At 59.3% G+C, this 20,757-nt stretch carries 19 protein-coding genes and 1 riboswitch; of the genes, 8 read left to right on the top strand and 11 right to left on the bottom strand.

Translation table 11 applies throughout. The features are described 5' to 3' along the window. Positions 1–96: 96 nt before the first annotated feature. Positions 97–825 carry an OmpA family protein gene (locus tag ACYZTK_RS20065; RefSeq protein ID WP_462011426.1) on the bottom strand — a complete coding sequence of 243 codons (729 nt, stop codon included), beginning with the start codon at positions 823–825 and terminating at the stop codon, positions 97–99. A 103-nt stretch (positions 826–928) separates the two neighbouring features. Beyond that, positions 929–1,573, bottom strand: coding sequence for an MBL fold metallo-hydrolase (locus ACYZTK_RS20060; RefSeq protein ID WP_462011425.1), 645 nt, complete (start codon positions 1,571–1,573; stop codon positions 929–931). A gap of 418 nt (positions 1,574–1,991) precedes the next feature. Between ACYZTK_RS20060 and ACYZTK_RS20055 the strand changes: the two genes are divergently transcribed. From ACYZTK_RS20055 to ACYZTK_RS20045, 3 genes are all read left to right on the top strand, one after another. Then, a complete protein-coding gene (locus ACYZTK_RS20055) occupies positions 1,992–2,351 on the top strand; it encodes a DUF6124 family protein (protein WP_462011424.1) in 360 nt (119 codons plus the stop codon). Positions 2,352–2,575: 224 nt separating this feature from the next. Beyond that, complete coding sequence (locus ACYZTK_RS20050; protein WP_462011423.1) at positions 2,576–4,039, top strand: PAAR domain-containing protein; 1,464 nt, start codon at positions 2,576–2,578, stop codon at positions 4,037–4,039. After that, a complete protein-coding gene (locus ACYZTK_RS20045; RefSeq protein WP_462011422.1) occupies positions 4,036–4,650 on the top strand; it encodes a hypothetical protein in 615 nt (204 codons plus the stop codon). Before ACYZTK_RS20050 ends, ACYZTK_RS20045 begins: the two co-directional genes overlap by 4 nt. An 82-nt stretch (positions 4,651–4,732) precedes the next feature. Here the strand turns inward: ACYZTK_RS20045 and ACYZTK_RS20040 are convergent, their stop codons facing one another. The 4 genes from ACYZTK_RS20040 to ACYZTK_RS20025 form a co-directional block, all read right to left on the bottom strand. Next, positions 4,733–7,471 carry a LuxR C-terminal-related transcriptional regulator gene (locus ACYZTK_RS20040; protein ID WP_462011421.1) on the bottom strand — a complete coding sequence of 913 codons (2,739 nt, stop codon included), beginning with the start codon at positions 7,469–7,471 and terminating at the stop codon, positions 4,733–4,735. Between the two features lie 230 nt (positions 7,472–7,701). Beyond that, the gene (locus ACYZTK_RS20035; RefSeq protein WP_462011420.1) at positions 7,702–9,066 is read right to left on the bottom strand and encodes a DUF1329 domain-containing protein; all 1,365 of its coding nucleotides are present in this window, start codon (positions 9,064–9,066) and stop codon (positions 7,702–7,704) included. Positions 9,067–9,094: 28 nt separating this feature from the next. Then, positions 9,095–10,990 (bottom strand): DUF1302 domain-containing protein, encoded by a 1,896-nt coding sequence (locus ACYZTK_RS20030; protein ID WP_462011419.1) that lies wholly within the window; start codon positions 10,988–10,990, stop codon positions 9,095–9,097. A gap of 335 nt (positions 10,991–11,325) precedes the next feature. Further along, entirely contained in the window at positions 11,326–13,008 is a 1,683-nt protein-coding gene (locus tag ACYZTK_RS20025; RefSeq protein ID WP_462011418.1) for a fatty acid--CoA ligase, read from the bottom strand. A gap of 232 nt (positions 13,009–13,240) precedes the next feature. On the opposite strand from ACYZTK_RS20025, the gene ACYZTK_RS20020 reads away from it, so the two are divergent. Continuing rightward, complete coding sequence (locus ACYZTK_RS20020; RefSeq protein WP_462011417.1) at positions 13,241–14,134, top strand: glycosyltransferase family 2 protein; 894 nt, start codon at positions 13,241–13,243, stop codon at positions 14,132–14,134. A 31-nt stretch (positions 14,135–14,165) separates the two neighbouring features. Continuing rightward, the gene (locus tag ACYZTK_RS20015) at positions 14,166–14,798 is read left to right on the top strand and encodes a CatB-related O-acetyltransferase (RefSeq protein ID WP_462011416.1); all 633 of its coding nucleotides are present in this window, start codon (positions 14,166–14,168) and stop codon (positions 14,796–14,798) included. A 41-nt stretch (positions 14,799–14,839) separates the two neighbouring features. Here the strand turns inward: ACYZTK_RS20015 and ACYZTK_RS20010 are convergent, their stop codons facing one another. Then, positions 14,840–15,469 carry a LysE family translocator gene (locus tag ACYZTK_RS20010; RefSeq protein ID WP_462011415.1) on the bottom strand — a complete coding sequence of 210 codons (630 nt, stop codon included), beginning with the start codon at positions 15,467–15,469 and terminating at the stop codon, positions 14,840–14,842. A gap of 131 nt (positions 15,470–15,600) precedes the next feature. On the opposite strand from ACYZTK_RS20010, the gene ACYZTK_RS20005 reads away from it, so the two are divergent. From ACYZTK_RS20005 to ACYZTK_RS19995, 3 genes are all read left to right on the top strand, one after another. Next, positions 15,601–16,566 (top strand): 2-hydroxyacid dehydrogenase, encoded by a 966-nt coding sequence (locus tag ACYZTK_RS20005; RefSeq protein ID WP_462011414.1) that lies wholly within the window; start codon positions 15,601–15,603, stop codon positions 16,564–16,566. A 33-nt stretch (positions 16,567–16,599) separates the two neighbouring features. After that, positions 16,600–17,598: a methyltransferase gene (locus ACYZTK_RS20000; protein ID WP_462011413.1), complete on the top strand. Its 999-nt coding sequence runs from the start codon at positions 16,600–16,602 to the stop codon at positions 17,596–17,598. A gap of 51 nt (positions 17,599–17,649) precedes the next feature. Next, positions 17,650–17,774, top strand: a riboswitch (yybP-ykoY riboswitch). Between the two features lie 89 nt (positions 17,775–17,863). After that, positions 17,864–18,448, top strand: coding sequence for a TMEM165/GDT1 family protein (locus ACYZTK_RS19995; protein ID WP_462011412.1), 585 nt, complete (start codon positions 17,864–17,866; stop codon positions 18,446–18,448). 148 nt (positions 18,449–18,596) lie between these two features. Here ACYZTK_RS19995 and ACYZTK_RS19990 read toward each other — a convergent pair whose 3' ends face one another. The 4 genes from ACYZTK_RS19990 to ACYZTK_RS19975 form a co-directional block, all read right to left on the bottom strand. Then, positions 18,597–19,415: a M48 family metallopeptidase gene (locus ACYZTK_RS19990; RefSeq protein WP_462011411.1), complete on the bottom strand. Its 819-nt coding sequence runs from the start codon at positions 19,413–19,415 to the stop codon at positions 18,597–18,599. A 129-nt stretch (positions 19,416–19,544) separates the two neighbouring features. Then, the gene (locus tag ACYZTK_RS19985; RefSeq protein ID WP_462011410.1) at positions 19,545–20,168 is read right to left on the bottom strand and encodes an SOS response-associated peptidase; all 624 of its coding nucleotides are present in this window, start codon (positions 20,166–20,168) and stop codon (positions 19,545–19,547) included. Between the two features lie 35 nt (positions 20,169–20,203). Next, on the bottom strand, positions 20,204–20,464 hold the full coding sequence (locus ACYZTK_RS19980; protein ID WP_462011409.1) for a putative signal transducing protein: 261 nt from the start codon (positions 20,462–20,464) through the stop codon (positions 20,204–20,206). Between the two features lie 12 nt (positions 20,465–20,476). Then, positions 20,477–20,659, bottom strand: coding sequence for a CPXCG motif-containing cysteine-rich protein (locus ACYZTK_RS19975; protein WP_008153387.1), 183 nt, complete (start codon positions 20,657–20,659; stop codon positions 20,477–20,479). Positions 20,660–20,757: the final 98 nt, after the last annotated feature.

Here is a 20,757-nt window from a genome sequence, read left to right as displayed (position 1 = left end):
TGCTCGCGATGGGGCCAGTACAGAGTCCACAAAAAACCCGCCCGATCGGTTAGGGATCGGGCGGGCTATTTTCACATCCTGGGTTCAGCCAAACGCTTACGGATACTGCTGAACATTCCCCTGCTGCTGACCACCATACTGCTGACCCGGAATTGCCTTCAGATTCACCTCAACCCGACGATTCTGCGCCCGGCCATTGACATCACCGTTGCTCGCAACCGGATTATCCGGACCAGCACCACGGGCCGTCAGGTTGGCACCACTGACACCCTGGGACGTTAGGTAAGTCGCCACGCTCTGCGCGCGACGCTGGGACAGGTCCATGTTGTGCTGGCGGCTGCCAGTGCTATCGGTGTAACCAACGATCTCGATCTGGTTCTGGCTGAACTCCTTCAACGAACCTGCCAGATTATTCAGCGGCTGATAGAAGCTCGAAGCGATATTCGCCGAATCAGTGGCGAACGTGATGTTACCCGGCATGATCAGCTTGATCTGATCGCCCTGACGCTGCACTTCCACGCCGGTATTGGCCATGCTGGCGCGCAGTTTTTTCTCTTGCTGATCCGCGTAGTAACCATAACCCGCAGCGGAAGCACCCACGACTGCGGCGCCGATCAGCGCGCCCTTGCCACGATTGTTGTGGTCAATGGCAGCACCCGCCAATGCACCGGCCAAAGCGCCGAGGCCACCGTACTTGGCGGTTTTGCTCATGCCCTGGGAACCGCTATCGGCCTGACCCTGGTTGTCATACGGGTTTGGCGAAGCGCAGCCGGACAGCAAGGCGATGGCAGTTGCAGCAATAATCAGACGAGGCGTGGTGAACATGAAGAGCTCCTACTTTTTGCATTCTGTGGTGCAACGGACTTAAGCATTGAACCTTTGCCGGCGTTGGATCATTTTGCGCGATAAAAATTCCGTCGGGCAGACATCATGCACGTACAAACGGGTTCTCGCGCATTTCATCGCCGAGGCGCGTATCCGGACCATGCCCGGTGACCACGATCGCCTCTTCATCAAGCGTATACAAACGCTGCTTGATCGAGCGCACGATAGTCGCCTGATCGCCGCCCCACAAATCCGTGCGCCCTACTCCGCGACGAAATAGCGTATCGCCAGCAATCAGCAGCTTAGCCTCGGCAAACCAGAAACTCATAGACCCGGGTGTATGACCGGGTGTGTGCAACGCCACGCCACAGCCACAGGCCAGCTCCTCGTCATCCGCCAGCCATCGATCCGGCGATGGCACCGGCGTGTAAGGCACGCCAAACATCTGGCATTGCATTTCCAGGTTGTCCCAGAGAAACTGGTCTTCCTTGTGCAGGTGCAGGGTCGCGCCGGTCTTCTCTTTCATCTGCCCGGAGGCCAGGAAGTGATCCAGGTGCGCGTGGGTGTGGATAATGCTCACGACCTTCAGGCCGAGGGCGTCTAGACGCGCCATGATCAGCTCATGATTGCCACCCGGATCGACGACTATGGCCTTTTTCGTGATCGGATCGCCGATGATCGTGCAGTTGCACTGCAAAGGGCCGACGGGGAAGGTTTCGCGGATCAGTGCGGGTTTGGGAGCGTCCATGGTGGTTCCTGGAAAGAATGGATGGCCTATTCTGGCGGAACAAAGCTCTGATTACCTCCAGTAAAATATCCGTGCCGCGCATGTTTAAGCGTCCTACGGAAAACTTTCTGAAAGCTACATGACCTTGCGCCGTTGCCTACGCTTACGCCAGAATCCGCCGGCTTGTGCGCCCTGGCACCGCTCGGTAACTTTGTTCCCGTCACTGCTCATCAGTGATCGGGTTTAGTCGCCCGCGTTAACTCAGTTGTGCGTGCATCCGTCATGCAGGTCTTTCATTGCCTGTACTTGATGGTAGCTGTTCGCAGGGCGCCCTCGGGCGCGCCGGATTGCTGAGTTTCCCGGTCGACTAACCTGCGTCCAGCTGCCTCCCTTTCGTTTAGTCGCTTAAGGGATGGCGCTCAATCAGGAAACTCAGCAAATGAAGAAGCCTTCACCGAATCCGCGTGACATTGATCAGGCGTCCCTGCACGAGCGCGATGCAAGTGCATCCAATCATGCTGCCGAACAGGCCAGCTGTCTTCACGCGCCTTCGATTGCCGATATCAAAGCCACTCCACGTGCGCCCTGCACGCTTTTTGCCGTTGGCCCAGAGGCTACGGCTGAAATGCTCATCGTTTATCTGGTCGAAACATTGGCCTCGGTCGATGTGATGGTTCATCAATTGGTGGATCAGCTGGAAGGTGGTTCTCGCCACGTTTTATTGGGGATTTCCAACAGCATCATGCTGGCGGAAATTACGGCGAACCGGATGCTGGATCAGATCGAGCCGCGTGGGTAGGTGCCGGACGCGGCAAGAGCCTGAAACTGCACAGCGGTTCCTCTGTTGGGGACCGCATTTATCCGTGGCGAGTTGAAAATAGCCGCGCAATCGGATGCCGCGCTCGGACACCTGCTGGCCGTATCGGAAGCGTCCTACGCGAAACAACGAAACGTCTGATATTTCTTCTGTAGGGCCTTCGCTTAGTTTTTCTGTCCCTGAACTAAAGCAAGGACTGACCAAGCATGAGGCGCTATCACATTACCGTTGGAGCCAAGACCACCGTCGACGGCACAGTGCGTACAGGCTGGGAATGCAGTTCAATCAATGGCCAATTCATGGCCCGCGAAGGCGATGAGGTTTACTGCCCGGAGTGCGACAGCATTGGCAAGATCTTTCTGGATGGTCCTCGTCTGAATGACAGGATGGAAGGACGGCAAGCCGCTCTCGAAGGCGACCTTTGCAGCTGCAAGTGTGACCCGCCGCCCAAACTGATTGCCAACCAGACCATCCGTTCTCAGTGGATCGAAGTTGCTGCAGCCCCGCAGGCCAGAACAGCTGCGCAACCTGCCCCAGCACAACCCACTGCCCCTACACCGGCCGCATCGCCCGCCTCCGGTTTTGCTCCTCGCCCTTCACCTACTTGGGGTGACGTATCAGCGCTGTCCTGCGAAAACCTGTGGCGCACTTATCAGCAACAAGCCGAAGCCATCGTCGCGCCAGGCGGCGTGCTCATTGCAGACCCCATGGCACGTAACCGTGCGATCAACGCGGCATATGCCCGGCTATGGCTGGACGACAATCGTTTTCAGTGGGCTGGACTGGCAGCGTTTGCTTCCAAGCAGGTCGGTTGCGGGTTATTGCATGCCGCTGATTCGATCGAGAACATTCAGACCGAATATGAATCGGAGCAGCGGCGCGATGAAAGTGCCAAGCGCGCCTTTTTCGGCTTGGTTGGCAGCCCAAGTGAACGCGAGAAGCAGGCGAAATTACAGGAGTATGAACAAAGACAGCGCGACTATGATCAAGCCCTGCGCGACAGCCCCATACCGGGCAGCAAGGCAAGGATTGGGGATGAATCATTGTCGATCGTACAAAGAGCGGTCCTGTTCGTGCATGACATGCTGGCACTGGGCAATACCACGTTGTTTCTGGACGTCTACCCACTGCATGCATTTTACAAAGAGCGCGGATTAGCTGCGCTCAAAAATTGTCTACCTTCTCGCGAAAACCTATATGGCCACGCCCAACACCCAACACTGTGGCCGATAACGCAAGACATACTGAAATTCGGTACTGATTACGATCAAATCCTGCAGGCATTCGAAGCCATCGAAGAAGGCAACATTGCTGATAGTGTTGCGATTCTCGCAGAGCATGAGCAAGTCAATATCTTGCAACCCGCGATGTATGACAATTGGCAAATGAACTGGTCCCTACGCAGTAACCATTTTGTCTATGTCACAGGCTTTTTGTCTGGAACTACACAGGCAATCGAGTTAACTCTTGCCAGTCAGTGCGAGCGTATAGACTTCAGCCGAACTGTCCGCTTTAGCGACGACCTTTTCGCTAACTTGTCCAAAGTTAATCAACGCATGCCGTTCGTATTGCGGGCTGCAGAACAATTTGACTCACTTCTGCGCGATGGAAATCGCCATTTGATAATGCAGGCGATTCAGGACATTGCTGCCGGTCGTGGCGTGAGATGAATCTGCTGCGACGGATGGGTTGGAGTAGGTGGCTGTTTGCGCTCACCGTCGTAGCCCTTATTTTGGTAACAGGCAATCAGACGCTATCGGACGACCCAGAAATTGCTGTAGTCATTGGCGAACCCTATGAGGACATGCGCATGCGATCTAGCGCAACCATCGACCCCGCAATTCCTGGACGCTCCTGGTTCAACGTTCCAAAAACAGACGCCCGCCTTCGATTTATAGATTCTCAATACGGATTCATAACACCACTGGCTCGCTTTTTCACGGTAAGTTTTACTGATGAATTAGTCAGAAGTATCCGCATGTCCCCGCAAATCGAGCCTTTACTGCTAGACGATACACTCAAGATTGTCCTCGATCTGCAGGACCAGTGGCGACAGGGCGGTTGGGTTCCCAATCGTCTCGACAGCTTTCCATCATTCGCCGATACGCCGCAATGGCGCGATAGATTGCGCGACGTGAATAGAGGGGGTAAAGCTTACTGGCGAGCGGGTGACAAGTACCAAATTATGTTAGTGGTCAGTCGATTCAGGGATAAGAAGCGACCCACCGAGGAGCGATATCTCGTGACACTTGAAGTAGCCAAGTCACGGGGTGTGCAATGAACCGAAAGCTGAGCCGCACCTGAATATCCCTCCGGTCGCGCCTGTCATTTGAGCAGGCAAAACCCAGGTGTTGCCAAAACACTTACCCCAACACCCCCAACTCCTTCGCCCGCGCCACCGCCTGGGTCCTTCTCTCTACCCCAAGTTTGCTGTTGATATGGCTGGCATGAGTTTTAACCGTATGCAGAGAAATAAACAGCTGATCGCTGATCTCCTGATTCGAGCACCCTTGGGCAATCAGTTTCAAAACCGCCAGCTCCCGGGAACTCAGTTGCTCACAGGCGCGGGAGGGCTCCAGCGCAACCCGCGGTGCAGCAGCGGGCAAATGCTCGGCCAGGCTATACGAAACAGCAGTCTTGGCATTGTGCTGAAGTTGCTCGCGCACCCAGTCCGGGTATTTGCTCAGCAAGCCATCGAACGGTTGCAGAACCCCGCCGCTGGCCGCATCCAGGGCCTGGGTGAAAGCTTGGCGGGCTTCGGGCTCGCGATGAGTTGCCAGGAGTAGTTCGATCTTCTGGTTCAGCGCCATCACGCTGAGCAACTGGCGGCCGGTTTGCTGGCCGTTTTCCAGCAGCGCGTTCAGACGCCCCTCTGCCCGCATCGGCTGGCCCTGGATGACTTCCAGCAAAGCCTGCTGCAGTTCGATGTGCGGCGGCAGTTGCGGATGGAATTCCGGCGGCGCGGCGGGGTGCTCGCCGTTGTAGGTCTGGCTCAGGCGCGCCAGCCAGGCTTCGGCCAGGTCGGTGCGGCCCTGGGCCAGCCAAAGTTCGCATTTAACCAGGGTGATCATCGCCAGGTAGTAGATCGGTGGCACGTCCCAGATATGCATCAGGCGCTCGGCTTCGGCAAGTTCGGCGAAGGCTTTGGCGAATTCGCCGCTGTTGCCTTCGAGCCGGGCGATCACGCAATGGCCGATCAATACGCTGATATCGCGACAGGCCCGGGCCTCACTCAGCCCGGCCAGCAGACGCAAGCGCGCCGCCTGCGGTTGCAGGCGCATGGCCAACAGAAATCCTTCGTACAACGTCAGGCGCGCGCGGACTGCGTAGAGTCGTTGCGGCGAGAGGCCCTGCAGGCGCTGCAGGCCCTGTCGAACTTCTTCCAGCGCCCGCAGGATTTCCCCGCGCGCCTGCAGTACGCGGGCACGGTCGTAATGCGCCAGCGCCTCGAACAACGGATTGCCGACCCGTTGCGCGAGTTCCAGTGAATCGCGGTTCAAGCCGCGGGCGCGCCACAGGTCACCGTCTGCAATGGCCAGATTGGACAAGGTCGACAGGCACATCAGCCGCTGGCCATAACGTTTTGACGGCAGGCTCTCCAGGGCTTCGGTGCAATAGAGCAGGGTCAATTCGCGGTGGCCGCGCCCGCGGGCGATGATCCCGCTCAGGGCCAGCCATTGCGCAAGCATGGATTTTTGCGCGGTCGCCGAGGGCGCCGGCAGGAAGCGGCTCAAATGGCTGGCCAGTTCCTCGGCAGCGTCCAGCTGACAAGCCAGTCCCAATGCCCAGCTGTACAGCACGATCAAGCGTGGCGTGCTGATCAGCAGGCTGTCGGGCAAGTCCATTTTCCAGCGCAGCAGCATGCCGACGTTCTGCTCGGCCAGCAGCTGTTCTTCAGACAGGTTCTGGACCAGGTTCGCCGCAACATCCAGGTGGCCGGCGCGTAACGCCTGTTCCACCGCCTCATCGAGCAAGCCCTGGGCGTTGAACCAGCGGCATGCCCGCAGGTGCAGGCTGGCGGCCGGGACGATGGCCTGGGCGGGAGGCCGGGTGCGCAGCAGATCGGAAAACAGGTGGTGATAACGGTACCAGTGGCCCTGCTCGTCCAGTGGCACCAGGAACACCTGATGCGCGAGCAGGAATCGCAGGATCTCGGCGCTGTCATGTGCCTCGCGCACGGCGTCGCACAGCTCGCTGCAAAAACGCTCCTGGGGGGCTGTGTCGTAGAGGAATGCCTGCACCTCGGCGGGCAGGCAATCGATGACTTCTTCGAGCAAGTAATCGCGGATCAGTCCTTCCCCGCCGTGCAGGGACTGGGGTAACGCGCCGGTACTGCCCGCTTCGGAGGCGGCCAGCAACCAGAACCGCAGGCCGGCCACCCAGCCTTCACTGCGCTCGATCAGATTTTCCAGGGCTTCGCCGCGCAGGGAGGTGCTGTGGCGATCGAGCAGGGTCAGGGCTTCATCGTGGGTCAGGCGCAGGTCCTGCTCATGCAGTTCGAGCAATTGCCGTGACAGGCGCAGGCGCGCCAGATGCCAGTCCGGACGCTGGCGACTGGTGACCATCACCAGCAGGCCGTCGGGCAAATGATTGAGAAAAAACTGCAGGCAGCGATCGAGCACCGGGCCCTGGGCCAGATGGTAGTCATCGAGCACCAGCAATAGTGGAGCCGTCGGCAGCAGGTGCACCGCCAACTCATCGAGCAGGCCGTCGAGCCACTCTTCAAAGGCAAACGGCTGGTGGCGCTGGCGCATTTTCAGCAACCCCAGGGACTGGCTGCCGAGTTTCGGATAATAGTCTTGCAGGCCTTCGAGCAAGCGTTCCAGAAACCGTCCCGGGTCGCTGTCCCGCGGGCTCAGTCCCAGCCACAAGCTTTGCCAGTGCGCCGGCAGCCCCTGGCAGAACTCCACCGCCAGCGAACTCTTGCCAAACCCCGCCGGGGCGCTGACCAGCAACAGCCTGCCATCGAGACCTGCACTCAGGCGCTCGCACAGTCGCGGCCGCAGCACATGGCCGTCGGGCAGCGGTGGACGGAAAAAACGTCCGTCCAATGCCGCGACGGCAACGCTTGCAGGGCCCGGGATAGGGGACAGATCAGTCATGGCCGGCTCTTGTTTGAATGCGGGTGGCGGCGTTGCAGATGTCCGCAGACTAGCGGTAAACGAACAGGTAATGAAGGTTGTTGCTACAAATGGCTACAAAAAGGCCATCAAACCAAGGGAAATGCATGCGCTCCTACAGGGAAAAAGCGGGGGTAGCGAAAGGTCCGCAAAAAAAACGCCCCGAACCAGTCGGGGCGTTTTTCAGAGGGTGCGGCCTCTTTTAGCGCAGCTTAGCGAACACCTTCCTGACGCAATGCAGCCGGGGTGAAGTCGCTGGTGGTAGCCGTGAAGCCAAAGTCATAGGCCGACTTCTCTTCGTTCTTCATGCCCAGCGCCAGGTAGCGACCCGATTGCAGGTCATACAGGGTTTCCAGGGCGTACCACGGCACTTGCTTGTCGTAGTAGTTCTCGGCGTGGGCTTCCGCAACGCGCCACAGTTGATTACGACCGTCGTAGTGGTCGATCACCGCAGCCTGCCAGGTGTCTTCATCAATGTAGAAGTCACGTTTGGCATAGATATGGCGCTGACCTTCCTTCAGGGTTGCAACCACGTGCCAGACCCGGCGCAGCTCGTAGCGAGCGAGGTCCTGGTTGATGTGGCCGGCCTTGATGATGTCGGCATACTTGAGTTTCGGATCGTCGAGCTTGTAGCTGTCGGATGCGATGTACATCTCTTTCTTGCCTTCGAGTTTCCAGTCGTAGCGATCTGGCGCGCCGTTGTACATGTCGAGGTTGTCGGAGGTACGCAGGCCATCGGCAGCGGTACCCGGCCCGTCATAGGACACTTGCGGGGCGCGACGCACACGACGCTGACCGGCGTTGTAGACCCACGCCGAACGCGGCTCCTTGACTTGGTCGAGGGTTTCATGGACCAGCAGCACACCACCGGCAAGACGCGCCGGCGCGGTCACTTTCTGCTTGAAGTAGAACAGGATGTTGCCCGGGTTCGCCGGATCGTAGTCCTTCATTTTGTCGCGGAACACGAACTGGTCCTGGAAGTACACCAGGCTATAAGAGCCGTTAGGTTGCGGCGTGGCCTGGGTTACCAGACGAGTCACGCTGCCACCGCGATAACGGGTGATGTGGTTCCAGATGACTTCGACGCCGGTTTTCGGGATCGGGAACGGGACGGCAGTCTCGAAGTTTTCCAGGCCGTTACCGCCGGACACCAGTTTGGTGTTGACGGCGTTCTTCTTGATCGAGGCGAACACCTCATCCGGCACGGTGGCACCGCGATGAGACGGGTAGACCGGCATCTTGAAGGTTTCCGGATAACGCTTGAACATCGCGTACTGGCCCGGGGCAAGTTTCGCTTTGTATTGGTCGACGTTCTGCGCGGTGATGGTGAACAGCGGTTTTTCACCGGCATACGGGTCCGATAGGAAGCCCTTGCTGTCAACGGTGCCGGCATTTTTTGCCAGGGGTTTCCAGGCCGGGATCGACCCGTCGGCATTGCCCGCCATTTCGGCGCCCATCGGCGTCAGGCTCTTGCCCAGTTTGTCCGCTTCGGCAGCAGGAACAGCCGCCATCACGCTGGTCGCCAGCAGCGAAAGTCCCAGAACACCGGCTTGGAACAGACTCTTTGTTATTTTCATATGTGTGTTCGTCCTGAAAATACTGTGCTTAGAAGTTCACGCCGACGCTGAGCGCAACAAAGTCGCGGTCGTCCACAGTGGTGTACTTGCCGTCGAAGAAGTTGGTGTAGGCCAGGCTCGCGGTGTAGGTGTTCTGGTACTCGGCATCGACACCCAGGCTGACCGCTTTGCGACCTTCCTCGAAGTTGCCGCCAGGACCTGGCGAGTAACCACTGACGTCATGGGACCAGGCCACGTTTGGCTTGAGGTTGACCCCGGCGAACACGTCGTTGTATTCCCAGATCGCACGACCGCGGTAGCCCCACGAGGTTGCCGTGGTGAAGCCTTCGTTAGTGCAATTGCGGCTGCGGTTGTTCTGCGGCGAACCAGCACCGGCACCGTTGATGGTGCTGGCGTTGAGAATGTTGGCGCAGGTGTCGGTACCGGCTGGGCCAGTCGGTGGCAGTTCACCTGGACCGTAGACCGGATCGCGGCCGTAGCGCACATCGGAAGAGCTTTCCAGGCCGCCAACGTGGGTCACGCCCACTTCACCGACCAGGGTCAGACGGCTGGCGCCCATGACTTGATCGAAGAAGTGCGTCAGGGTGGTCTGGAACTGAGTCACTTCCTTGCGGCGATAACCGTGCAGGTCCTGGCCAGGAACGCCAGTCAGCAGCGAAGCGTTGCCCAGGGCACCGCCCAGTGGTCGCACACCAGCGAACAGGATGTCGGTGGAGTTGAGCTGTACCGGTGCGTTCGGACGGTAGCTGATCTCACCGCTCCACGCCGTACCGGTAGGCAGGGTGGTGGAGAAGCTCAGGCCGTAGAGACGAATGTCTTCCGGGTATTCGATGAAGTACTGCGAGTTGCCCGCCACCAGCAATGGCGCCAGTGCAGCGAACGGACCCGGCAGGCCGGCGGCGGTGTTGTACACCGACTGCGGCGCACCCGTGGCACTGAAGATCGGCGCACGGCTGTGGTAGTTCATGAAGTAGGCACCGAATTCGGTGTCCAGCGGATCGAACATGTACTTCAGGGACGCGCCCCACTGGCCGCTGTCCCGCGCATCGCGATCGGGGCCGCGACGTACCAGCACACCTTCCTCGTTGACGTCTACGCCAGCACCGGCCAACGGGCCCAGGGCAACGGCCGGAATCGTCGAGCGCTTGTTCAGCACGCGCAGGTTGCTGTCGCAGCCATCGGCCACGATGTCCGGTTGGGAGAAGAAGGTGCCGCAGTTGTCGACGACGGTCTGGTCCCATTCCAGCTGGTAGAACGCTTCAGCCGAAAGGTTCTCGGTGAGGCTCTGGGAGACGTAGAACATGTTGACCGGGATCAGGCCTTCCTTGATCTCGGCACCAGGACGACGGAATGCGGATACGTCGATCGGATTGATCGAGTTGATGCCGCCGCCGATGAACGTACTTTCGCCCCAGCTCACGACCTGCTTGCCCAGACGCACGGAGCCCGGCTGATCGGCGATGGAATAGTTGTGGTAGACGAAGGCGTCGAGGATCTGGCCGCCGGAGGACTTGGCGCCTTCCTTGCGGTTGTCGTTGCTGACGTTCTTGAATTCGAGGTCTTGGTTTTGCAGTGCGAAGTCGTACCAGTATTTGCCCCGCACGAACACACCGGTATCGCCATATTTCAGTTCAAGGTCATGGATGCCCTTGAAGATCTTCGAGAAGGCCTGGCCGCTCTTGAAGTTCAGGTGACCGTCGTCGGAGGTCTGGGACAGCCCGTGGCCACCGTTGTTGACACCGATCAGGTTCTTGTTCGGCGACTGGGTGGAGACGCTCATGCCCAGGGAGAGAGAAGAGTCGAACTGACCTTCGATTTCACCAACGTTGAAACTGACGCCGAATGCGGGCCCGGCGAGCGTAGAAGCAAGACTGACCGCCAGGGGTAACTTCGCCCGGCGCCAGAACTGGTTTACTGATGTCATCGACGCTACTCCATGTGCATTATTGTTATGGCAGTGAGTACTTTTAAAAACGTTGTGGATGACCGGAAGCCAAGGCGTTCCGAATTCATTCCAATGTGCATCGCCCCGTTTGTGCGTTTGCTCGCGTTCTTAAAAATCCTTGAGCGGACTATAGCCAGCAGGTAGTAGAGCTTGATCCCTCTAAAGTGTGATTTGCAGCTGCCAGCCACTCTGGAACAGTCCTTTCGCCAGTCCGACAACTGTCGGCACGGGAAGAATGGCTGAAAATTCAGATTTCACAAGCCAAGCGCTTGCTTGGTGGGGCTGGCGTGCCTTTTCGGGCACGCCAGAAACGCTTAAAGCGTCGAGAGGAAGGTGCTGTTGTTGGCCTGCCATTCGGTGATGTCGAGGCGGATTTTCTTCTTGTCGAGTTTGCCGACGCTGGTCTTGGGAATTTCGGTAACAAGGGCAATCTGGCTCGGGATGGCCCACTTGCTCAGGTGCCCCAATTCCACAAACGGCTTGAGGTGTTCCTTGAGTTCCTTGGCCCCGATAACGTGGCCTTCGCGGATCACCAGCAAGGCAAACGGGCGCTCGCCCCACTGCGGGTCGGCGATGCCCACTACTGCTACTTCGCGTACCGCTACGTGGCGGCTGATCAGGTCTTCGAGGTCCAGGGAGGAAATCCACTCGCCGCCGGTCTTGATCACATCCTTGATGCGGTCGCGGATATCGATCACCCCCATGGTATCCAGGGTCGCGACGTCACCGGTGTGCAACCAGCCGCCGGCCCAGAGCTCGGCGCCCTTCTGCGGCTCATTGAAGTAGCCTTCGGTGAGCCATGGCGCGCGCAGCACCAGTTCGCCCTGGGTCTCGCCATCGGCCGGCAGGAAGTTGCCTTCGGCATCGACGATTGCCGCCTCCACCAGCGGGCCGGGAACACCGGCCTTGATGCGGTAGGTGGTGCGTTCGTCTTCACTGCCGGCCATCAGTTCATCGTTGAGGTGAGCGCAGGACACCAGCGGCCCGGTTTCCGACATGCCATACGCCGCGGTCAGCTGGATGCCCTTGGCCTTGGCGGCTTCATACAGCGCCCGGTTCAACGCACTGCCGCCGATGACGATCTTCCAGCCATTGAAGTCGGTGTTTTGCGCAGCCTTGGAGTTGAGCAGCATCTGCAGGATGGTCGGCACGCAATGAGAAAAGCTGACCTTCTCCTTGCGCCACAACTCCACGAGGAACTCCGGATCGTAGCGCCCAGGGTAAACCTGCTTCAGCCCGAGCATGGTCGCCACATAGGGCAGGCCCCAGGCGTGCACGTGGAACATCGGGGTGATGGGCATATACACGTCGTTGGTGCCCAACAGGCGCACGCTGTCGATGGCCCCCATGATGGTCGACACGCCCATGGTGTGCAGCACCAGTTGCCGATGGGTGAAGTACACGCCCTTGGGATTGCCGGTGGTGCCGGTGGTATAGAAGGTGGTGGCGACCGAGTTTTCGTCGAAGTCCTGGAAATCGTACTGCGGGCTCGCCGCCGCCAGCAATTGCTCGTATTCCCCCACAAGGTTCGGCAGGTCAGCAGTTTTTTCCGGCAGGTCGGTCAGCAGCAGGGTTTTCTCGACCGTGGTCAGGTGTCCGGCGATCGCGTTGTAGAGGCCCACGAACTCGCTGTTGACCAGCACGAAGCGGTCCTCGGCATGGTTCATGGTGTAGAGGATCTGTTCCGGAGACAGGCGCACGTTGATGGTGTGAATCACCGCGCCAATCATCGGAATGGCAAACATGCATTCAAGGTAGCGATGGCTGTCCCAGTCCATCACCGCCACGGTATCGCCTGGTTTGACGCCGGCGGCAGTCAGGACGTTGGCGAGCCGGGCCACGCGCTCGATCAGGGTCGGGTAGCTGTAGCGCAGCTGATCGCGGTAGACGATCTCGCGGGTCTTCTCGTACCGGGCACCCGACATCAGCAGGCGTTTTATCAGCAGCGGGTATTGGTAAGCGCCTTCGGCTGGGGGGATAACGCGAGTCTGCAACATAAGAATCCCTTTTCCTGACTGCACGGTCGTGGCTGAAAACCAGCACTTTAATGCGCCGGCCCGGGCACCAAATCAGCCAAAGGAATGATTTCACCAAAGGGTCAAATACTAGCTTTGCGCCACTATTTAAGACCTGTCGCGGGCACGTGATTGCCTGCGAAGGTCAACTTGTAATGGATGCGACCACGGGTTTCGTGCGAGCCTATGTATCTTTACCGACACAATGACAACGATGAACACTGAAGTGACCGCCCCTCTGGATTGCGCCAGCACACAAGCGCCCCTGGTCTCAATCGTGGCGCCTTGTTACAACGCGGAAAAATACCTGGAAGAGGCGATCAAAAGCATCTTCGCCCAGGATTACCCGAATTTTGAAGTGATCATTGTCGACGATGGCTCCAGCGACAACAGCATCGCGCTGCTCAAGCAATTGCAGCAGACCCATGATTTCCAGCTTTATACCCAACCGAACCAAGGTGTAAGCGCGGCACTCAACCACGGCTTGCGTTACGCCAAGGGCGACTATGTCTCGACGCCTGACCTGGACGACATCATGCTGCCGGAGTCGCTCCGCGTCAGGGTCGATTACCTGGACCAGCACCCGAAGGTCGGCTGTGTGGGCGCGCTGATCATCTATATGGACAGCGATGGCAACACCATCAAGCAGCAACAGCGCGACCAGATCCGCACCTACGACTTCGACCAGATTCTCAGCGGCGCCGTGGTGATCGGCGCCCCGGTTGCGCTGTACCGCATGAGCGCCATGCGCAGCGCCGGCTTCTACGCCCCGAACCTGCGGGTCCAGGATTTCCAGATGACCCTGCGCATCGCCCGCCTGGGTTACGAGGTGCATGAATTGCCGGTGTGCGTGACGCGTTATCGCCGTCACGCCAACAACCTGTCCAGGAAGTACAAGGTGTTGTTAAAGGCCGACCTTGAAGCCATCGCGCCGTACGTGGGTCATCCTGGATACCAGAGCGCGCGTACTCAACTGGTGAACAAGGCCCTCAAGTACGCGGTAGTCGAGGACAAGAAAGAGGCCTGGAATCTGTTGCGCTCCATCCCCTGGCGTCACTTGAACCGAACCAGCTTTCGCCGCTTGAAACGCCTGATGCTGCATCGCTGAACGCGCCCTTCCCGCTTTTCCAGGCTCCGTCATGAAATTTCTCGAAAAACTCAAAGAACGCAAAGTCCGCAAACATCTCAAGCGCCTGGAGAAACTGCAGAGGGCTCCGGAAAAAATCCGCCTGCGCTATCCGCGTTATGAGATCGGCGTGGGCACCTATGGCATTCCCGAGGTCATGGAGTTCGGCGACGATACGATCCTCAAGGTCGGTTCCTACACTTCGATTGCCGAAGGCGTGCAGATTCTGCTCGGCGGCGGGCATCGCACCGACTGGGTCAGCACCTACCCGTTCCCCTTGATGATCGACGAGGCCAGGGACATACCCGGCTGCAGCCCGACCAAGGGCGATGTGGTGATCGGTAGCGATTGCTGGATCTGCGCCAACGTGATGATCCTGTCCGGCGTCACCATCGGCCACGGCGCGGTAGTCGCGGCCGGGGCCGTGGTAACCCGCGATGTCGAACCCTATGCGATCGTTGGCGGCAACCCCAGCCGCCACATTCGCTGGCGCTTCGAAGAAGACGTGCGCCAGGAACTGTTGGCGTCCGCCTGGTGGGACTGGCCCATGGAAGAGGTCAAGACTGCGTCGCGCATCCTGTGCAGCAGTGACATGGACGGGTTTGTGCAGTACGTCCGCCAGCGCCAGGCGAATCAACCCGGGTGACGCAATGGCCGCGACAACAGGCGTCGCGGCCATTTGTTACCTCAATGCATTTCGGTAAACGCCAGCTTCACCCCAATCGCAATCAGCACCGCGCCCATGGTCCGATCGAACCAGTGGCCCATGCGAGCAAACCCGGCGCGTACGCGCTGCTGGCTGAACAACATCGCCACCAGGCAGAACCACATCGCGGTGGCCACCGCCAGGTAGATACCGTAGCCGGCCTGCACCGACAATGGCGTGTGCGGGTTGATCACCACGGTGAACAGCGACAGGAAAAACAGCGTGGCTTTCGGGTTCAGGCCATTGGTCACGAAGCCCGAGGTAAAGGCGCCGCGAGCGCTGCGTTCACCGGCTTCTTTGTGCAGGTCGTCCGTCACAGGCTTGGCTGGCTGTGCACGCAGGGCCTTGAAGCCGATGTACAGCAGATAAGCGGCGGCAGCCCATTTCAAGGCGTTAAACAGCACGATCGACTGCGACACGATCAGACCTATGCCCAGCAGCGAATACCCCACATGCAGAAATATTGCCGAGCCGACGCCCAGCGCGGTCCAGGTGCCGGCCCGACGACCGTGGGTCACGCTTTCGCGCACCACCACCGCAAAGTCCGGTCCGGGGCTGGCCACGGCCAGCAGGTGGATGACGGCAACGGTCAAGAACTCTGTCCAGTACATGCGAAAATCCTTAATGGCAGGCTTGGCGAAGTCTTGTTAAAGGCTGCCAGACCCGCAATGAGTAACTGATTGTTTCATCTGTTAGGCTCGGCAGGTTACGCCTTCAGATCAATGCACAAAAGGTACAGTTGATGACGAACACTCACCGCGCGGTTTTCCTCGACCACCCTTCCCTGGACCTCGGCGACCTCGACCTGCAGCCTTTGCGCGACTGTTTCAGCGATTTACAGCTGTTCGCCCAGACCACGCCGGACCAGGTGATCGAACGCCTCAAGGGCGCCACCGTCGCCATCAGCAACAAAATCCTCATCGATGCCGCCGCGATCGCCGCGAGCCCTGACCTGAAGCTGATCCTGATTGCCGCCACCGGCACCAACAACGTCGATCTCGCCGCCGCCCGCGCCCACGGAATCACCGTGTGCAACTGCCAGGGTTACGGCACGCCTTCAGTGGCGCAACACACGCTCATGTTATTGCTGAACCTCGCGACGCGCCTCGCCGACTATCAGAAAGCAGTGGGTGAAGGTCGCTGGCAGCAGGCGAAGCAGTTCTGCCTGCTGGACTATCCGATCGTCGAACTGGAAGGCAAGACCCTCGGCTTGCTCGGTCATGGCGAGCTGGGTGGCGCGGTGGCCCGCCTGGCTGAAGCGTTTGGCATGCGCGTGCTGTCGGGGCAGATTCCAGGCCGCCCGGCCCGGCCGGATCGCCTGCCGTTGGCCGAGCTGCTGCCGCAGATCGACGCCCTGACCCTTCACTGCCCGCTGAACGAACATACCCGTCATTTCATTGGAGCCCGCGAACTGGCCTCGTTGAAGCCCGGCGCGTTTGTGGTGAACACCGCGCGCGGTGGCCTGATTGACGAACAGGCGCTGGCCGACGCGTTGCGCAACGGCCATCTGGGCGGCGCAGCCACCGACGTGCTGAGCGTCGAACCCCCGACCGCAGGCAACCCATTACTGGCCCACGACATCCCTCGCCTGATCGTCACCCCGCACAATGCCTGGGGCAGTCGCGAGGCGCGCCAGCGGATCGTCGGGCAATTGACGGAAAATGTGCAGGGATACTTCAGCGGTAAAGCGCAGCGGGTCGTCAGTTGATAGACTGCGACACTTTTTTTCAGGGAGCAGATTATGGATCCGCGCAGTGAAGTACTGCTTCGTCAGGCCGAGTTATTCCAGGGCTCGGTGTTGCTCGCCGGCTTGCCCGCCGATGATCTGCTGGGCCGTCTGCCCGATGCCCATGGCTGGTGCTGGCACGCGGGCGATCAAGCGGCGCTCGACGCCCGCTTTGCCGAGCGCAGCCACTTTGGCGTAGACGCGCCCGAGCGCGAGTTCGACGCAGCAGTGGTGTTCCTGCCCAAGTCCAAGGACCTGACCGACTACATCCTCAACGCGCTGGCCTCGCGCCTGGCCGGTCGCGAACTGTATCTGGTCGGTGAAAAGCGCAGCGGCATCGAAGGCGCGGCCAAGCAGCTCAGTCCGTTCGGCAAACCACGCAAGCTCGACAGCGCACGTCATTGCCAGCTGTGGCAGGTGACCGTGGCCACTGCTCCCGCCGCCAAATCCCTGGAAAGCCTGGCCCAGACCTATGAGCTGGACCTGTCCGAAGGGCCGCTGACCGTAATCAGTCTGCCCGGCGTCTTCAGCCACGGCCGCCTGGATCGCGGCAGCGCGCTGCTGCTCGAACACCTCGACAAGTTGCCCAGCGGTCATCTGCTGGACTTTGGTTGCGGTGCCGGCGTCCTGGGAGCGGCGGTCAAGCGCCGGTATCCGCACAACCAGGTGACCTTACTCGACGTGGATGCTTTTGCAGCCGCCAGCAGTCGCTTGACCCTCGCTGCCAACGGCCTTGAAGCAGAGGTGATTACCGGTGACGGAATTGATGCTGCACCGATGGGTTTGAGTGCGATTTTGAGCAATCCGCCCTTCCATGTCGGCGTGCACACTGATTACTTCGCAACCGAGAACTTGCTGCGAAAAGCGGCCAAACATCTGAAAAACGGCGGGGAACTGCGGCTGGTCGCCAACAGCTTCCTGAAGTACCAGCCGTTGATCGAGGAGCACCTTGGCGTGTGTGCGATCAAGGCCGAAGGTCAGGGCTTCAGGATCTACCGCGCCAAGCGCGGCTGAAATCTTTTCTTAAAAAAGACACTTGCCCAATCGGATTTGCCTAGGCAGAATCCGCTCCGTCCTAGGGGAGTAGTCTCCCACGAGCGCCATGCTCGTCCGGCATACGTCAACATACTTGGTCCTCAGACCATGGCGTATGCGACCCAAGCGTCCGCAACAGACGGATCGCAGGGTTTGACAAGACCTATGACACGAACACCTTACCCGGGGCGGGAAGGCTGTACGTGTCATAGCCGTGTCGACCCGCCCCTTAGGAAAATCCCTGATGCTGGACTCTCTACTCGTTCCAACCGCTGTAGTTGCCTTGGCCGAAATCGGCGACAAGACGCAACTGCTCGCACTGATTCTCGCTGCCCGTTTCCGCAAGCCCTGGCCGATCATCGCCGGCATCGTTGCCGCGACTTTGGCCAACCATGCGGCTGCCGGCGCTGTAGGCGCCTGGGCCGGGAGTTTCTTCTCCGATGCGATGCTGCACTGGATCCTCGCCGCAAGCTTCGCCGCGACTGCACTGTGGACCCTGGTGCCGGACAAGATGGATGACGACGAAGCCAGTACCGCGCGAAAATTCGGGCCGTTCCTGACTACGTTGATTGCATTCTTCCTGGCGGAGATCGGTGACAAGACCCAGATCGCCACGGTGATACTCGCGGCGCAATATCCGGAATTGTGGCTGGTGGTTATCGGTACCACCCTGGGCATGTTGATTGCCAACGTGCCGGTGGTGTTGGCGGGTAATTTTGCTGCGGAAAAACTGCCATTGACCCTGATTCGTCGGCTGGCGGCGTCAGCGTTCTTCATCCTGGCGGTGGTCGCGGTGTACAAGGCGATGCAGAGCAGTGGATGGGTTTGACGCGCTAGGTCGGTAGACCGCGTTATCGTTCATCGCGAGCAGGCTCACTCCTACAGGGTTGTATGGCTGACACAAAATTTGTGATCACCCTGTGACCTGTAGGAGTGAGCCTGCTCGCGATGGCGTTTTCAGACGCGCAACAGAACCATCAAGACTTCGGCGCTTTCTCGTACAACGGCATCACCTTCGGAATCGCTGCTTCCAGCGAGGCAATCCGACTGGTCGAAGCCGGGTGAGTGCTCATGAACTCCGGTGACGAACCTTCCGACACCTTGCTCATCTTGTTCCACAAGGTGATCGCGGCATTCGGGTTGTAACCGGCGCGAGCTGCCAGTTCCAGGCCGATCAGGTCCGCTTCGTTTTCGTTGGAGCGGCTGTTCGGCAAGGTCATGCCGTAATTGGCCACGGTGTCCGCCAACGCCAGGCTGTCCTGCCCAAGGCCGAACAGTGCACCAGCGCCCTGCTTGGCCATCTCGATACCGTAGGCCTTGGACATTGCCTCACGCCCGTGCTCGCGCAGGGCGTGAGCGATTTCATGGCCCATGATCGCGGCGATTTCATCGTCGGTGAGCTTCAGGGTGTCGATCAGCCCGGTGTAGAAAATAATCTTGCCGCCAGGCCCGCAGTTTGCGTTGAGCTCGTCGCTCTTGATCAGATTGACTTCCCATTTCCACTGCGCCGAATCCGGACGGAACACCGGCGCCTGGGCAATCAGCCGGCTGGCAATCGCCTGAACCCGCTTGGCATCGTTGCTGGTCTTGTCCAGCACACCCTTGGTGGTCGCTTCACCGACAGTCTTTTGATAAGACTGGGCATACATCTGGTTGACCTCATCGGTCGACAGCATGCTGAACATGTACTGCTTGCGCTCAACACCCACAGCGCCGCCGCTGGTAGTGTTGACCGATTGACAACCGGCGAGCAGCAGACCTGCGCTCAGTGCACACAAAACCAATGTCTTGTTCATCGAAAAGCTCCTTGGAAACATGCCGGTATCCTAGGCGCGCATTTGTATTGGCGCCAGACACATCAGACATACAGACGCGCAATTAGGAAAAAGGTCCGCACAAGATCGAAAGATTACCTGTACCAGCCTCTACCCCGGCGTCAAACATTCCGGCCCGTTGAGCTTTGGATCGTTGACCAGATTGGCCAATACCCGCTCGCGCAACGCCGCAGGTTCGCTAGCTAGCAACGCCTGCAAAGCATGCAAGGGTGTTTCAGGATCAAGCCAGGCTTCCTGCCCTGCGGCGTCAAGAATCAAAGGCCGACGCTGACTGGCGGCCGGCTGGGTGATCACCGCGGTACTCAGCCACACTTGCTCCTGCACCGGATAAGCTTCCCAGATTGCCGCGAAAAACAGCGACGAGCCCTCCCCCGGCGTCAGCCAGTACGGACGCTTGCGGGTAGTGCCACGCCATTCGTAAAAACCGTTGGCCGGCAGCAGGCATCGGCGCAGGCGCAGGGCTTCGCGAAACATCGGCTGTTCGGCCACGGTTTCGGCGCGGGCATGGGCCGGGGTGCGGGACAGATCGGTCAACCATGGCGGCGTCAGCCCCCAACGCGCACGGGCCAATTCTCGCTGGCCATCGGCACCAGCGCGCAACATCAGTACCGAGTCAGTGGGAGAAATGTTCCACTGCGCCTGCTGATCGGCGGGAAAACCAGGCAGGGCCGCGAAAGCGGGGTTCCAGCGAAACAGGGCATAACGTCCACACATGGGGCAGCACAACTCTTGATCAAACGAACGCCAGCCTAACAGACCAGCGTGCCAGGGAAACTCTCCGGTTCATCCCCGGGCAGCGGCAGCGCGGCATTGTAGGCGCTGATCAACTCCCGGGCATATGCCGCCTGGTCATTATCGACCGATAGCCCGAGCAAGCCGTAGATCGGCAATTCACCTGTACCTCCGATCAGATCCCGCCCGACCAGATGAGCTTGAATACCTTCGCTGGCCAACATGCCTTGCAGCAACTCCCCTTCCATCAGGTTTTCCGGCTCGTAGATTCGCTGCATGTCACGCCCCTTTCACTCGTTTTCGCTGTGGACTTCGAGCAACCATTCCTGACCGTCAGTCTGCAGAACGAAGGTTATCGGGCGGCAACACACCGGACAGTCCTCGATATATGTCTGATCACCGCCGGACAAATCCAGCACCGCCTCGGCTTCCTCACCACAATACGGACATTCGTAGCGCTCGGTTTCCAGCATCGCGGTCTCCCAGGTGACTTGTGCGTATAATCGCCGGTCTATTTGCAAGGCTATTTTTGTCTGGCTATTTTTCAGACCGTGCCCCGTTGGTTTTCGAT

Source organism: Pseudomonas sp. LB3P31, from assembly GCF_054897945.1.
This window is presented reverse-complemented; position numbering and strand designations above follow the sequence as displayed.